Genomic DNA, 12598 nt, shown 5'->3' on the forward strand with positions numbered 1-12598 from the left:
GGTAATCTAAAACTAATGATGCCCTAATTTATTTTTATTTAAAATATTAATTTTTATTGATAACGTTTAGAATAGTTTCCAAACTAGGTGTAATCAAATCTGTAATTGGTTTTGGATAAAATCCGAAGAATATTAAAACCGCAATAATTACTACTAATGATACTCCTTCATTAAGAGAAACATCGGCAAAAGTTTTTGAATTAGTTTCTCCCAACATTACATTCTGAAACATTTTAAGCATATAATACGCCCCTAAAATAATGGTTGTTCCGCCTAAAACAGCAAACCAAATGTTTATTTGAGAAAGACTATATAGTACCGTAAACTCTCCAACGAAATTAAAAGTACTTGGTAAAGCTACAGAAGCTAAAACCAATATTAAAAACATAGAAGTAAATTTTGGAGATTGTGTACGGATTCCGCCCATTTCACTAATTTCTCTTGTTTGGTATCTTCTATAGATAATTTCAGCAGCGTAGAATAAACCAACTACAACAAAACCGTGCGCGATCATTTGCAGAACTGCTCCACGTAAACCATCAACAGTTAATGTATAAGTTCCGGCAGCAATTAATCCAACGTGAGCTAAAGAAGAATACGCTAATAATTTCTTTACATCTTTTTGTCTTAAAGCGACAATTGATCCGTAAATAACTCCGGCTATTCCTAAAGCAATAAAAATATTCATGTATTCTTTTGCAGCAAGAGGTGCAATTGGCAGTTGCCAACGAATAACACTATATAATCCCATTTTTAGCATGATACCAGATAAAAGCATGGTTCCAACAGTTGGTGCTTTTTGATATACATTTGCCTGCCAGGTGTGGAAAGGTATAATTGGAATTTTGATTGCATACGCTAAAAAGAAAGCAAGGAAAATCCAAAGCTGCTCATCAGCTGATAAGTTTACTTTGTATAAGTCTTCAATTAAGAAACTGCCATTTGCTTTTTGAGACAGGTAAATAAAAGCTACCAACATGAACAATGAACCTGCAAGTGTGTAAATAAAGAATTTAACCACTGCTTTTCTGCGTTCTTCAGCATCTCCATTCCCCCAGATAAGAGCAATAAAGTAAATAGGAATAAGAGCTAATTCCCAGAAAATATAATATAAAAGACCATCTGCAGCAAGGAAAGTTCCCGTCATTGCAAAAGCCATAAATAAAATTAAAGCATAGAAGCTTTTGGCATTTTTATAGTCATTCCCAAAAGAAGAAAATATAATAATAGGGGTCAAAGCTGTTGTCAATAAAACCATTGCAATAGCTAATCCATCAGCATTTAGAGCAAATGAAATTTTAGGTTGTGTAATCCAGGCATTGATCATGCTGATATTTTGTCCAGCATTAAAATGGTTTAACAATACAACCGAACAGCCTAGAGCTGCCAAACTAAAGAACAAAGCTACTTTTGAAGCGAGTTTGTCACCAGCAAAATAAGTGACAAATGCACCAGCTAAAAGAATAATTAATATAAGAGAAACGTTCATAGTTATAAAATTATTGAGCTAAAAATATATAAGAAACAATGGCACAAAGCCCTAAAACGAAAGCGAAGAGATATAATCCGATACTTCCGGTTTGTAGTTTTTTACCCTGAAAAGCTAATTCATTGGTTATTTTTCCTAATCCGAATACAAGTGCTGATAAACCTGTTTCAACTTTGTCCCTAAAGAATTTTGATAATCCATTGACAGAGCTAACAAATACTGCGTCATAAATTTCATCTACATAATATTTGTTGTATAAAACGTTAGTTAAACCAGTAATGTTTTCGTCTGATTCAGGAACATTGTCTTGTTTAAAGTATTTAATGTAAGCAATTAAAATTCCTATTAACCCGCCTACAACAGCAACTCCCATCAAGGTATATTCTGTTGGTCCTAAATGATGTTCTTCTCCTGCTACTTTTGTGAAAAGTGGTGCTAAATATTCATTTAACCAACTATTTCCAGGTAAGCTGATCAATCCTCCGAAAGTAGCTAAAACCGCTAAAATCATTAATGGAAAAGTAATCAAACCGTCACTTTCGTGTAAATGATGTTTTTGTTCCTCAGTTCCTCTGAATTCTTTAAAGAAAGTTAAAAACATTAGTCTAAACATATAAAAAGCAGTCATAATGGAAGCAACAGATCCAACCACATATAAAGAGATACTATGGTGAAAAGCAGTCATCAAAATTTCATCTTTAGAAAAGAAACCGGAGAAAAAAGGAACTCCTGAAATTGCTAATGAAGAAATTAACATCGTCCAGAAAGTGACTGGCATTGCTTTACGCAATCCACCCATTTTACGCATGTCCTGCTCACCATGTAAACCGTGAATGACAGAACCGGAACCTAAGAACAAACAAGCTTTAAAGAAAGCATGCGTAATTACGTGAAAAACGGCCACTTCGTAAGCACCAAATCCTAATGCTAAAAACATTAATCCTAATTGTGAAACGGTAGAGTAGGCCAAAACTTTTTTAATATCAGTCTGAACTAAACCAATTGTTGCAGCAACTAATGAAGTGATAGCTCCAATAACGGCAATAACAGTTTGAACATCCGGTGCCAGATCAAATACAAAATTTAATCTTGTTACCATAAAGATACCAGCTGTCACCATTGTTGCAGCGTGAATCAATGCAGAAACGGGAGTTGGTCCGGCCATCGCATCAGGTAACCATGTGTATAGAGGAATTTGTGCTGATTTACCGCAAGCTCCAATAAACAGACATAAAGCCGCTAAAGAAAGTAGGGGTAAATTTAAGTTTGTAGCTCCTGCGATTGCAGTTTTTAAAGTAGCATAATCTAAAGTAGAAAACATCGAACCAATAATGAACATTCCAATCAAAAGACCTAAATCTCCAATTCTGTTCATAATGAAAGCCTTTTTTGCTGCATCGTTATAATCCTGGTTTTTATGCCAGAATCCGATCAATAAATAAGAGCAAAGTCCAACGCCTTCCCATCCAATAAATAAAACTAATAAGTTACTTCCAATTACAAGTGTAATCATAAAGAATACGAAAAGATTTAAATACGCAAAAAACTTGTGCATATTTTCGTCATCATGCATGTAACTGATAGAGTATAAGTGAATCAAAGATCCAATCCCGGTTACAAAAAGCAACCAAAGAATTGATAATTGATCTAATAAAAATCCAAGATTGATGTGAAGATTACTGATTTGAATCCAGTCAAACAAAGTAACCTGAACGGCTTGTTTAGTTTGGGTAATCTGATTAAAAAGTACAAGTGTAACTATGAAAGAAATTGCTACAGCCACAGTTCCTATAATCCCGGAAACTGTTTTTCCCAGGCTTTTCCCAAAGAAAACATTAATTAAAAATCCTAAAAAAGGAGATAAAACTAAAAGTAAAGCTAAATTGGTATCCATTTTTATTTATCCTTTTAAATTTTTTAAATTATCGATACTAATTGAGCCAATATTTCTAAAAATAGAAACTAAAATAGCCAATCCTACTGCAACTTCAGCCGCAGCAACAGCCATCGAGAAGAATACAAAAACTTGTCCTTGTGCATCCTGATGATAAGTTGAAAAGGCCACAAATAAAAGGTTTACTGCATTCAGCATGATTTCGATAGACATGAAAACGATAATAGCATTTCGTCTGTACAATACACCAAAAACACCAATACAAAAAAGTACAACACTTAAAAAGATGTAATTTTCAATACCTATTTGATTTAATATATTACCCATTATTTATTTAATTTTTCTTTTTTAGACAATAATACAGTTCCAATCATTGCTACTAAAAGTAAAATCGAAGCAAATTCAAAAGGCACCATATATTCGTTCAACAATATTTTACCCAATACTTTAATAGATTGGAAGTCTTCTCCACTTGAATCATATTCGCCAACTATTGGTTTAGAGTTAATGAATATTGCAATTAGTACAATACAAATTAGACAGAAAGAAACAATAGCGCCCAAACGTGTAATTCTGGGACGGTGAACTTCTCTTTGCTCGTTTAAGTTCATTAACATAATCGTAAACAGGAACAGAATCATAATCGCTCCGGAGTAGACTATTATATGTACAATAGCTAAAAATTGAGAATTTAGTAATAAATAATGACCGGCAATGGAGAAAAAACAAATCACCAGATAAATAGCACTATGAATTGGATTTCGGCTAAAAATGGTCAAAAAAGCGGTAATTACCGTAATAAACGCTAAGAAACAAAATATTACTTGTACAGTAGTTGCGTGTGCAAAATCAGGAATATGTATCATTTAGTTAGCATTATTAAGTTGAGCATTTTTGATGGCCACGTCAAGAGGCATCACTAATCTGTCTTTTCCAAAAATAAAATCTTCTCTTTCATAGCTGGAAGGAACCAACACTTTAGAAGTTGTCAGATAAATGGCATCTTTTGGACATGCTTCTTCACACAGACCACAAAAAATACATCGTAACATGTTGATTTCGTAGATCGAAGCGTATTTTTCTTCTCTGTATAAATGTTTTTCATCAGCCTTACGTTCAGCAGCTTTCATCGTGATAGCTTCTGCAGGACATGATAAAGCACATAATCCGCAAGCTGTACAGTTTTCGCGACCTTGCTCATCACGTTTTAACTGATGCTGACCGCGATAAACAGGACTCATTTCACGAACCTGCTCAGGATAGTGAATGGTCACTTTTTTTCTAAAAAGGTGTTTAAGTGTAATACCCAGACCTTTTACAATCGCCACAAGATACAATCGTTCCCAAAAAGTCATCTCTTTATTAGAGACCAACTTTTTTCTACCCGATAATGATATAGTTTCTATTGACATTTTTACTAGTATATTTATGATTTATAATTTGAAATGAAATCAAATCAAAATCTATTTTATTTTTATTTGAAGCTAATCCTGCTATGCTATCTGCTATATCTTTTATGGTGAACCCCACCATAAAAGGATGCCGCTGCTATAAGCGCCAGGATAGTATTGTTCTTAAAATCCTAAGGCGGCTGCGATATCGTGTCTTAAAATAACAACGCCGGTAATCATGATATTAATGATCGAAAGCGGAATTAAAATTCTCCATCCTAAATTCATTAATTGATCGTATCTGAATCTTGGAATTGTCCAACGTACCCACATATAGAAAAATATGAAAAAGCATATTTTTACGAATAGTACTGCAATCCCTAAAAGATTAGCCACATTTACTCCTGCATGTTCTGTCATCCAGCTCATTCCTGGATAATTGTATCCGCCAAAGAACAATACAGAAATGATTGTTGCAGAAGTAAACATACTTGCATATTCAGCAAATAAATAGAATCCCATTTTCATGGATGAATATTCCGTATGATAACCTCCAATTAATTCGCTTTCACATTCTGCTAAATCAAAAGGAGTTCTGTTTGTTTCTGCAAATGAGCAAATTAAGAAAATCAAAAATGATAAAGGCTGATAGAAAACATTCCAGTTCATTCCTTCCTGCTGTAATGAAATTTCCTTTAAACTCATTGTTCCGGTCATCATCAATAAGGCAATCATCGATAATCCCATAGCAACTTCATAAGAAACCATTTGTGAAGCGGCACGAACTGCTCCCATTAAGGAGAATTTATTATTCGAAGCCCATCCACCAATCATAATTCCGTAAACCCCCACTGAAAGAACTCCGAAAATATATAACAAAGCAATATTAATATCAGTTGCCTGAAGGATTACATCTCTTCCAAAAACATGAAGTCTGTCTCCCCAAGGAATTACGGCACTTGTCATTAATGCAGTGCTCATGGCAATTGCCGGTCCTACAACAAATAAAAATTTGTTAGGTGTATTTGGAAAAAATTCTTCTTTAGAAAATAATTTCATACCATCAGCAAGAGGTTGCAATAATCCTCCCCATCCGGCACGGTTTGGGCCAACACGGTCCTGAAGAAAAGCCGCAACTTTACGTTCAGCCCAGGTAGAATACATGGCCATAATCATTGTTACGGCAAAAACCACAACAATTACAACACTCTTTTCTATAATAAACGCACCATCTACCATCATTAAGAATTTTTGTTGTTAGTGTTTAATGGAATTTCAGCCATACTAATTTTTTTGCGGTCAATATCTCTTCCCATAAGGATTGTTTTTTCTGTATCGATTTCTACCTTCTCTAATTTTTGAGTATAATTATTTTGGTTGATTACAGAATCTTTTTCAAATTCTCTTGGTCCTTCGATTACCCAGTCATTAACATTTTTATGATCAAAACGACAGCTGTTGCAAATGAATTCTTCTACTTCATGGTACTCGTCTTTGCGACCTGTTACACGTTGGATTTCTCCTCCAAACATCCAAACCGTAGTTTTTCCACAACATCCCGGAGTGGTACATTCTCTGTGTGCATTATAAGGCTTGTTAAACCAAACTCTTGATTTAAATCGGAAAGTTTTGTCTGTTAAAGCTCCAACCGGACAAACGTCAATCATGTTTCCTGAAAACTCATTGTCGATTGCTTTTGAGATCCCGGTTGAAATATTAGCGTGATCACCACGATCTAATACTCCGTGAACCCTGTTATCTGTCAATTGATCTGCAACTTGTACACATCTTTGACATAAAATGCAACGGTTCATATGCAATTGAATATTTGGACCGATATCTTCCGGTTCAAATGTTCTTTTTTCTTCAATAAAACGTGATTTTGGATTTCCGTGCTCAAAACTTAAGTTTTGCAAATCACATTCACCGGCCTGATCACAAATAGGACAGTCTAACGGGTGATTAATCAATAAAAATTCGGTTACAGATTTACGGGCTTCCGTAACTCTGTCAGAAGATTTACTGTTCACTTCCATTCCGTCCATACATCCTGTTACGCAAGATGCCATTAGTTTTGGCATTGGTCTTGGGTCAGCCTCACTTCCTTTAGAAACTTCAACTAAACAACAACGGCATTTTCCGCCGCTGCCTTTTAATTTTGAGTAATAGCACATGGCTGGCGGCACCAAATCTCCACCAATCATACGTGCAGCCTGCAGGATTGTTGTTCCTGGCTCTACGTCTATACTTTGACCGTCTATGGTTACTTTCATCTTTGTTTTGTTTTTTTAGTTTCCCGTTTAAAGCTTCAGGTTGTGGAACTTGAAACTAAAAAAAAATGAAACTTGAAACTATTTTTAAACTGTTTGTTTGCCTACTAAATGTTTTACTTGCGAGAAAGGTTCAGCAACAAAGTGATCTCTATTTCTAATTTTTTCCGGGAAGCGAACATGATATTCAAATTCATCTCTAAAATGACGAATCGCTGCTGCTACAGGCCATGCAGCTGCATCTCCAAGCGGGCAGATTGTGTTACCTTCAATTTTGCTTTGAATGCTCCATAATAATTCAATATCCTCTTCACGGCCATGACCGTTTTCAATTCGGTGTAATATTTTTTCCAGCCAACCTGTTCCTTCGCGACAAGGTGTACATTGTCCGCAAGATTCGTGGTGGTAAAAACGAGAAAAATTCCAAGTGTTTCTAACAATACAGGCCGTATCATTATAAACGATAAATCCTCCTGAACCTAACATCGATCCGGTTGCAAAGCCACCGTCACTTAAAGATTCGTAAGACATTAATCGATCTTCTCCGTTTGCTGTTTTAAAAATCAGTTCAGCGGGTAAGATTGGCACTGAAGATCCTCCCGGAACAAATGCTTTTAAAGGACGGCTTGAAGACATTCCTCCTAAGTATTCGTCAGAATTCATGAATTCGTCTACACTTAACCCTAATTCAATTTCGTAAACTCCCGGGTTTTTAATATGTCCCGAAGCAGAGATTAATTTAGTTCCGGTTGAGCGGCCAATACCAATTTTGGCATAATCGTCTCCTGAGTTATTGATGATCCATGGCACAGTGGCGATAGTTTCAACATTGTTTACGACTGTAGGATTTGCCCATAGTCCTGAAACTGCAGGAAATGGTGGTTTGATACGAGGATTTCCTCTTTTACCTTCCAGTGACTCAATAAGTGCAGTCTCTTCTCCACAAATATAAGCTCCGGCTCCACAGTGAACATGTAACTCTAAATCGTAACCTGTTCCTAATATATTTTTTCCTAACCAGCCGGCAGCTTTGGCTTCGGCGATAGCTCTTTCTAATATTTTGAAAACCCACATATATTCTCCACGAATGTAGATGTATGACAGGTTAGCGCCCAGGGCAAAACTTGAAGTAATCATTCCTTCGATCAATAAGTGAGGAATAAATTCCATCAAATAACGATCTTTGAAAGTTCCCGGTTCAGACTCGTCGGCATTGCAAACTAAGTGCCTTGGTTTTCCGGATTTTTTATCAATAAAACTCCATTTCATTCCGGCAGGGAAACCTGCACCACCACGACCACGAAGTCCTGATTTTTTTACTTCTTCAACAACTTCGTCCGGCGTAAGCGTTTTTAAAGCTTTTTCTACAGAAGCATACCCTCCATTTTGGCGATATACTTCGTAGGTTTTGATACCAGGAATATTTATTTTGTCTAATAATATTTTCTGTGACATCTTATTTATCGTGTAATATTATTTTATCATCTCTGCAATCAGCAATTAACTGATCGATTTTTTCTTCTGTCAATTTTTCTTTGTAGAAATCTCCTAACTGCATCATCGGAGCATATCCGCAAGCGCCCAGGCATTCTACTCCGGCAATGGTAAACATTCCGTCCGGAGTTGTTTCTCCCATTTTAATACCTAATTTTTCAGAAGTGTAGTCCATTAAGTTTTCGGCACCATTTAAACAACAACAAGAAGTCTGGCAAAATTCGAACATGTATTTTCCAATTGGTTTTTGGTTGTACATGGTATAAAATGTGACCACTTCGTAAACCTCAATTGGTTTTATATGTAAAATTTCGGCAACTTTATCCTGTAACTCGATGCTCAGCCAGTTATCATGGGCATCCTGTACTTCATGCAAAACAGGCAACAAAGCTGATTTTCTTTTGTCTTCAGGATAATGACTGATTAGTTCATTGATGCGATTCATCAATGTTTCAGTCATATTTATTTCTTGTTTGTAATGTTTTCTTTCCATTTTATTCTTTTTTTGCCACTAAGGCGCAAAGTCACAAATTTTTTAATCTAAATTCTACAATCTAAATTTTTTTAGGCGTCTAATTCTCCTGCGATAACATTTAGACTTGATAAAATAACGATAGCATCAGATAATAATGCCCCTTTGATCATGTCAGGATATGCCTGGTAATAAATAAAACAAGGTCTTCTAAAATGTAATCTGTATGGTGTTCTGCTTCCGTCTGTAACTAAATAAAATCCTAATTCTCCATTTCCTCCTTCAACAGGGTGATAAATTTCTGCCACTGGAACAGGAACTTCTCCCATTACAATTTTAAAGTGATAGATTAATGATTCCATAGAAGTGTAAACATCTTCTTTTGGAGGAAGGTAGTAATCAGGAACTTCTGCATGATATTCGTTTCCGGCCGGCATTTTGTCTAAAGCCTGACGAATAATGCTTAAACTTTCGCGGACTTCGGCATTTCGAACACAGAAACGATCGTAAGTATCACCTGATTTTCCAACAGGAACAATAAAATCGAAATCTTCGTAAGAAGAATAAGGTTGTGCAACACGTACATCGTAATCAACTCCTGCAGCACGTAAGTTTGGACCTGTAAATCCGTAAGCCATTGCCTGCTCTGCTGAGATAGCGCCTACGTTTACAGTTCTGTCAAGGAAAATTCTGTTTCTTTCGAATAAGTTTTCAAATTCTTGCCAGGCGACAGGAAAATCTTTTAAAAACACTTCTAATTTGCGGAAAGCTTCTGGTGACCAGTCTCTTTCGAAACCGCCAATTCTTCCCATGTTTGTTGTTAGACGGGCACCACAAATCTCTTCGTAGATCTCATAAACTTTTTCTCTAAATTGAAAAACGTATAAGAAACCAGTATAAGCGCCAGTATCAACACCTAAGATCGAATTGCAAATTAAGTGATCTGTAATACGGGCCAATTCCATTACGATAACTCTTAGATATTGTGCTCTTTTGGGAACTTCAATACCTAATAATTTTTCTAAAGTCATCCACCATCCCATATTGTTGATAGGAGAGGAGCAATAGTTCATACGGTCTGTAAGAGGCGTAATTTGATAGAAAGGACGATTTTCAGCGATTTTTTCGAAAGCTCTGTGAATGTAACCAATAGTAGGTTCGGCTTCCAGAATTCTTTCCCCGTCCATCAACAGGATATTTTGAAAAATACCGTGAGTGGCTGGGTGTGTAGGACCTAAATTCAAAACTGAAAGCTCGCTTCCGTCTTCATTTAGTTTATCCTTAACTATTTTAGCATAACGATGCTCTGGTGGTAATAATAGTTCTGACATTTTATAATGTTGAATTATTTATTTTTTAGCAATTTGTTGTTGTTCTTCCAAAGAATCTGTCATCTTTATCAGTTCTTCCGCTGTCTTCCATAGGAAATTCTTTTCGCATTGGAAAAGAGACCATTTCGTCCATATTCAAAATACGTTTCAATTGTGGGTGACCAATAAAATTGATTCCAAAAAAATCGTATGTTTCTCTTTCCATCCAGTTTGAACTTAAGAAAATATTTGAAATAGTTTTGATCTCTGGTTTTTCGCCGTTGAGATAAACTTTAATTCTAATACGTTTGTTTTCGTACCAGTTGTGTAGATGATACACGATGGCAAACTGACGATCTGTTTCGTTGTCCGGATAATGAACCCCGCACAAATCGGTTAGAAAGTGAAAACGTAAATCAGAGTCATTTTTTAAAAAAAGAATCAGGGCTGTGATTTTGTCAGCGGTAGTTTCAAGTGAAAAAATATCTCTTTCTTGGTGAAAGTTAAAAACACTTGCATCAAATGTTTCTGTAAGTTTATCCTGGATCAGGGTATTTTCTAAAGCCATCTTATGAAATGTTATATGAAGCTAGTAATTCTTGGTATTCCGGTGAGCTTCTGCGTCGAACAGATTCGCTTCGTACCAATTCCTGAAGTTTCATTACTCCATCTACTATTTGTTCGGGTCTTGGCGGACATCCCGGCACGTAAACATCAACCGGAATTACCTTATCTATTCCTTGTAAAACGGAGTAAGTATCGAAGATACCACCTGATGAGGCGCAAGCTCCAACAGCAATTACCCAACGAGGTTCAGCCATTTGTTCGTAAACTTGTCTTAAAATAGGGGCCATTTTTTTAGAAATAGTTCCCATTACCATTAGCATATCTGCCTGACGAGGAGAAAAACTCACACGCTCAGAACCAAATCGTGCTAAATCGTAATGTGATGCCATTGTTGCCATAAATTCGATACCGCAACAAGAAGTTGCAAATGGTAATGGCCAAAGAGAATTCGCGCGTGCCATACCTACAACATCATTTAGTTTTGTGGCGAAAAAACCTTCGCCAACAACACCTTCAGGAGGGGCAACCATATTTACTTTTGAATCGCTCATTTTTATTTTAGATTTTAGATTTCTGATTTTAGATTTTTTCAAATCTCGAAATCGAAATCAATATTTAAAAATCAATATTATATTTGGGGAAATTTATTTTTCAAATCTAAAATTCTAAATTAAACCAATCTAAAATCCGAAATCTGAAATCTGAAATTTCTTTATTCCCAGTCTAAGGCTTTCTTTTTGATGATATAGAAAAAGCCAACTAAAAGCAATGACATAAAAACGATCATTTTTAGCATGCCTTCGATACCAAGATCTTTAAAGTTTACTGCCCAAGGGTAAAGAAAGATTACCTCTACATCAAACAATACAAATAAAATGGCAACCAGGAAATATTTTACTGAAAAAGGAATACGCGCATTACCAACAGATTCGATACCGCATTCAAAGTTTTTGTCTTTAACTTCAGAGGTTCTTTTTGGACCTAATTTTCCGGAAATAATGATTGTTCCTACCACGAAGCCAACAGCCAGAATAAACTGCATTAAGATAGGAATGTAACTGTATTGATCAGATTGCATAAACTTAGGGTTTTTACTTAAAGAATAAGCCACAAAGATAACTTTCAACTCTGTAAATCACAAACGAAAGAAGGATATAAGTACTCGATGAAACTACGTTTACAGGTAATTTTTATCGATTATAAATAACAATCTCTTTTTTTAAGTTTTTTTTAAGAAATGAGCAAAAAAAAACGTCTCGAAATAAATCGAAACGTTTTTAAAACCATTCAGAGGCAAAAAAAATAAATTGCTATATTTTTCTTAGATTACTGCTACTTTAGCAGCAACTTTCCCTTTTCTTCCTTCTTCTTCTTCGTAGCTTACACGGTCACCTTCGCGTAATTCTTCCGCGTTAATTCCTGAAGCGTGAACGAAGATATCTTTTCCTGTTTCTTCGTCTGTAATGAATCCATAACCTTTAGATTCATTGAAAAATTTTACTGTACCTGTACGCATTGTAATTGTAATAATAATTTATAATGAAGCAAATGTAATATATAAATTCATACAAAAGACAATAAGGTGTTAATTTTTTGTAAAAATTATTGATTCACAGTGTTTTCGCTATTTATATTGCATCAATTTTGATATAGAAGTACTTTATTTGAGAATCATTAATTGTAAGAATAAAAAGTTAAAAAAGTAGCTTAT

Annotated in this window: 14 protein-coding genes; all 14 read right to left on the reverse strand. The window is 35.4% G+C overall.

Going from position 1 to position 12598, the window contains the following annotated elements; translation table 11 throughout:
* Positions 1-46: 46 nt before the first annotated feature.
* The 14 genes from ACHRWY_RS05685 to ACHRWY_RS05750 all read right to left on the reverse strand — a co-directional run bounded on the left by ACHRWY_RS05685 (position 47) and on the right by ACHRWY_RS05750 (position 12403).
* Positions 47-1489 (reverse strand): NuoM family protein, encoded by a 1443-nt coding sequence (locus tag ACHRWY_RS05685; protein ID WP_395353279.1) that lies wholly within the window; start codon positions 1487-1489, stop codon positions 47-49.
* A gap of 10 nt (positions 1490-1499) precedes the next feature.
* Positions 1500-3383 (reverse strand): NADH-quinone oxidoreductase subunit L, encoded by a 1884-nt coding sequence (gene nuoL, locus ACHRWY_RS05690; protein ID WP_395353280.1) that lies wholly within the window; start codon positions 3381-3383, stop codon positions 1500-1502.
* Positions 3384-3389: 6 nt separating this feature from the next.
* The gene (gene nuoK / locus ACHRWY_RS05695; RefSeq protein ID WP_133523522.1) at positions 3390-3710 is read right to left on the reverse strand and encodes an NADH-quinone oxidoreductase subunit NuoK; all 321 of its coding nucleotides are present in this window, start codon (positions 3708-3710) and stop codon (positions 3390-3392) included.
* Positions 3710-4249: an NADH-quinone oxidoreductase subunit J gene (locus tag ACHRWY_RS05700; RefSeq protein ID WP_395353281.1), complete on the reverse strand. Its 540-nt coding sequence runs from the start codon at positions 4247-4249 to the stop codon at positions 3710-3712. The genes nuoK and ACHRWY_RS05700 overlap by 1 nt, the downstream gene beginning before the upstream one ends.
* Positions 4250-4795, reverse strand: a complete 546-nt coding sequence (locus ACHRWY_RS05705) for a NuoI/complex I 23 kDa subunit family protein (RefSeq protein ID WP_395353282.1) — start codon at positions 4793-4795, stop codon at positions 4250-4252.
* A 162-nt stretch (positions 4796-4957) separates the two neighbouring features.
* Positions 4958-6016, reverse strand: a complete 1059-nt coding sequence (gene nuoH / locus ACHRWY_RS05710; protein ID WP_395353284.1) for an NADH-quinone oxidoreductase subunit NuoH — start codon at positions 6014-6016, stop codon at positions 4958-4960.
* A complete protein-coding gene (locus ACHRWY_RS05715) occupies positions 6016-7047 on the reverse strand; it encodes a 2Fe-2S iron-sulfur cluster-binding protein (RefSeq protein WP_395353285.1) in 1032 nt (343 codons plus the stop codon). The genes nuoH and ACHRWY_RS05715 overlap by 1 nt, the downstream gene beginning before the upstream one ends.
* A gap of 84 nt (positions 7048-7131) precedes the next feature.
* The gene (gene nuoF, locus ACHRWY_RS05720) at positions 7132-8499 is read right to left on the reverse strand and encodes an NADH-quinone oxidoreductase subunit NuoF (RefSeq protein ID WP_395353286.1); all 1368 of its coding nucleotides are present in this window, start codon (positions 8497-8499) and stop codon (positions 7132-7134) included.
* A gap of 1 nt (position 8500) precedes the next feature.
* The gene (locus ACHRWY_RS05725; protein WP_395353287.1) at positions 8501-9031 is read right to left on the reverse strand and encodes a complex I 24 kDa subunit family protein; all 531 of its coding nucleotides are present in this window, start codon (positions 9029-9031) and stop codon (positions 8501-8503) included.
* A 71-nt stretch (positions 9032-9102) separates the two neighbouring features.
* A complete protein-coding gene (locus ACHRWY_RS05730) occupies positions 9103-10341 on the reverse strand; it encodes an NADH-quinone oxidoreductase subunit D (RefSeq protein WP_395353288.1) in 1239 nt (412 codons plus the stop codon).
* A 25-nt stretch (positions 10342-10366) separates the two neighbouring features.
* Positions 10367-10888 (reverse strand): NADH-quinone oxidoreductase subunit C, encoded by a 522-nt coding sequence (locus ACHRWY_RS05735; RefSeq protein WP_395353289.1) that lies wholly within the window; start codon positions 10886-10888, stop codon positions 10367-10369.
* Position 10889: 1 nt separating this feature from the next.
* Positions 10890-11438: an NADH-quinone oxidoreductase subunit B gene (locus ACHRWY_RS05740; protein WP_127338250.1), complete on the reverse strand. Its 549-nt coding sequence runs from the start codon at positions 11436-11438 to the stop codon at positions 10890-10892.
* Between the two features lie 161 nt (positions 11439-11599).
* Complete coding sequence (locus ACHRWY_RS05745; RefSeq protein ID WP_395353291.1) at positions 11600-11965, reverse strand: NADH-quinone oxidoreductase subunit A; 366 nt, start codon at positions 11963-11965, stop codon at positions 11600-11602.
* 243 nt (positions 11966-12208) lie between these two features.
* Positions 12209-12403 (reverse strand): cold-shock protein, encoded by a 195-nt coding sequence (locus ACHRWY_RS05750; RefSeq protein WP_007137066.1) that lies wholly within the window; start codon positions 12401-12403, stop codon positions 12209-12211.
* Positions 12404-12598 lie beyond the last annotated feature (195 nt).

The organism is Flavobacterium sp. FlaQc-48, assembly GCF_044007335.1.
Classification (GTDB): domain Bacteria; phylum Bacteroidota; class Bacteroidia; order Flavobacteriales; family Flavobacteriaceae; genus Flavobacterium.

What these genes read in the sequence shown, in the direction of transcription:
- ACHRWY_RS05685 (WP_395353279.1), bottom strand. Translation starts at nt 1,489, where the DNA reads ATGAACGTTTCTCTTATATTAATTATTCTTTTAGCTGGTGCATTTGTC.
- nuoH (WP_395353284.1), bottom strand. Translation starts at nt 6,016, where the DNA reads ATGATGGTAGATGGTGCGTTTATTATAGAAAAGAGTGTTGTAATTGTT.
- ACHRWY_RS05700 (WP_395353281.1), bottom strand. Translation starts at nt 4,249, where the DNA reads ATGATACATATTCCTGATTTTGCACACGCAACTACTGTACAAGTAATA.
- ACHRWY_RS05705 (WP_395353282.1), bottom strand. Translation starts at nt 4,795, where the DNA reads ATGTCAATAGAAACTATATCATTATCGGGTAGAAAAAAGTTGGTCTCT.
- ACHRWY_RS05725 (WP_395353287.1), bottom strand. Translation starts at nt 9,031, where the DNA reads ATGGAAAGAAAACATTACAAACAAGAAATAAATATGACTGAAACATTG.
- ACHRWY_RS05715 (WP_395353285.1), bottom strand. Translation starts at nt 7,047, where the DNA reads ATGAAAGTAACCATAGACGGTCAAAGTATAGACGTAGAGCCAGGAACA.
- nuoK (WP_133523522.1), bottom strand. Translation starts at nt 3,710, where the DNA reads ATGGGTAATATATTAAATCAAATAGGTATTGAAAATTACATCTTTTTA.
- ACHRWY_RS05745 (WP_395353291.1), bottom strand. Translation starts at nt 11,965, where the DNA reads ATGCAATCTGATCAATACAGTTACATTCCTATCTTAATGCAGTTTATT.
- nuoF (WP_395353286.1), bottom strand. Translation starts at nt 8,499, where the DNA reads ATGTCACAGAAAATATTATTAGACAAAATAAATATTCCTGGTATCAAA.
- ACHRWY_RS05735 (WP_395353289.1), bottom strand. Translation starts at nt 10,888, where the DNA reads ATGGCTTTAGAAAATACCCTGATCCAGGATAAACTTACAGAAACATTT.
- ACHRWY_RS05740 (WP_127338250.1), bottom strand. Translation starts at nt 11,438, where the DNA reads ATGAGCGATTCAAAAGTAAATATGGTTGCCCCTCCTGAAGGTGTTGTT.
- nuoL (WP_395353280.1), bottom strand. Translation starts at nt 3,383, where the DNA reads ATGGATACCAATTTAGCTTTACTTTTAGTTTTATCTCCTTTTTTAGGA.
- ACHRWY_RS05730 (WP_395353288.1), bottom strand. Translation starts at nt 10,341, where the DNA reads ATGTCAGAACTATTATTACCACCAGAGCATCGTTATGCTAAAATAGTT.
- ACHRWY_RS05750 (WP_007137066.1), bottom strand. Translation starts at nt 12,403, where the DNA reads ATGCGTACAGGTACAGTAAAATTTTTCAATGAATCTAAAGGTTATGGA.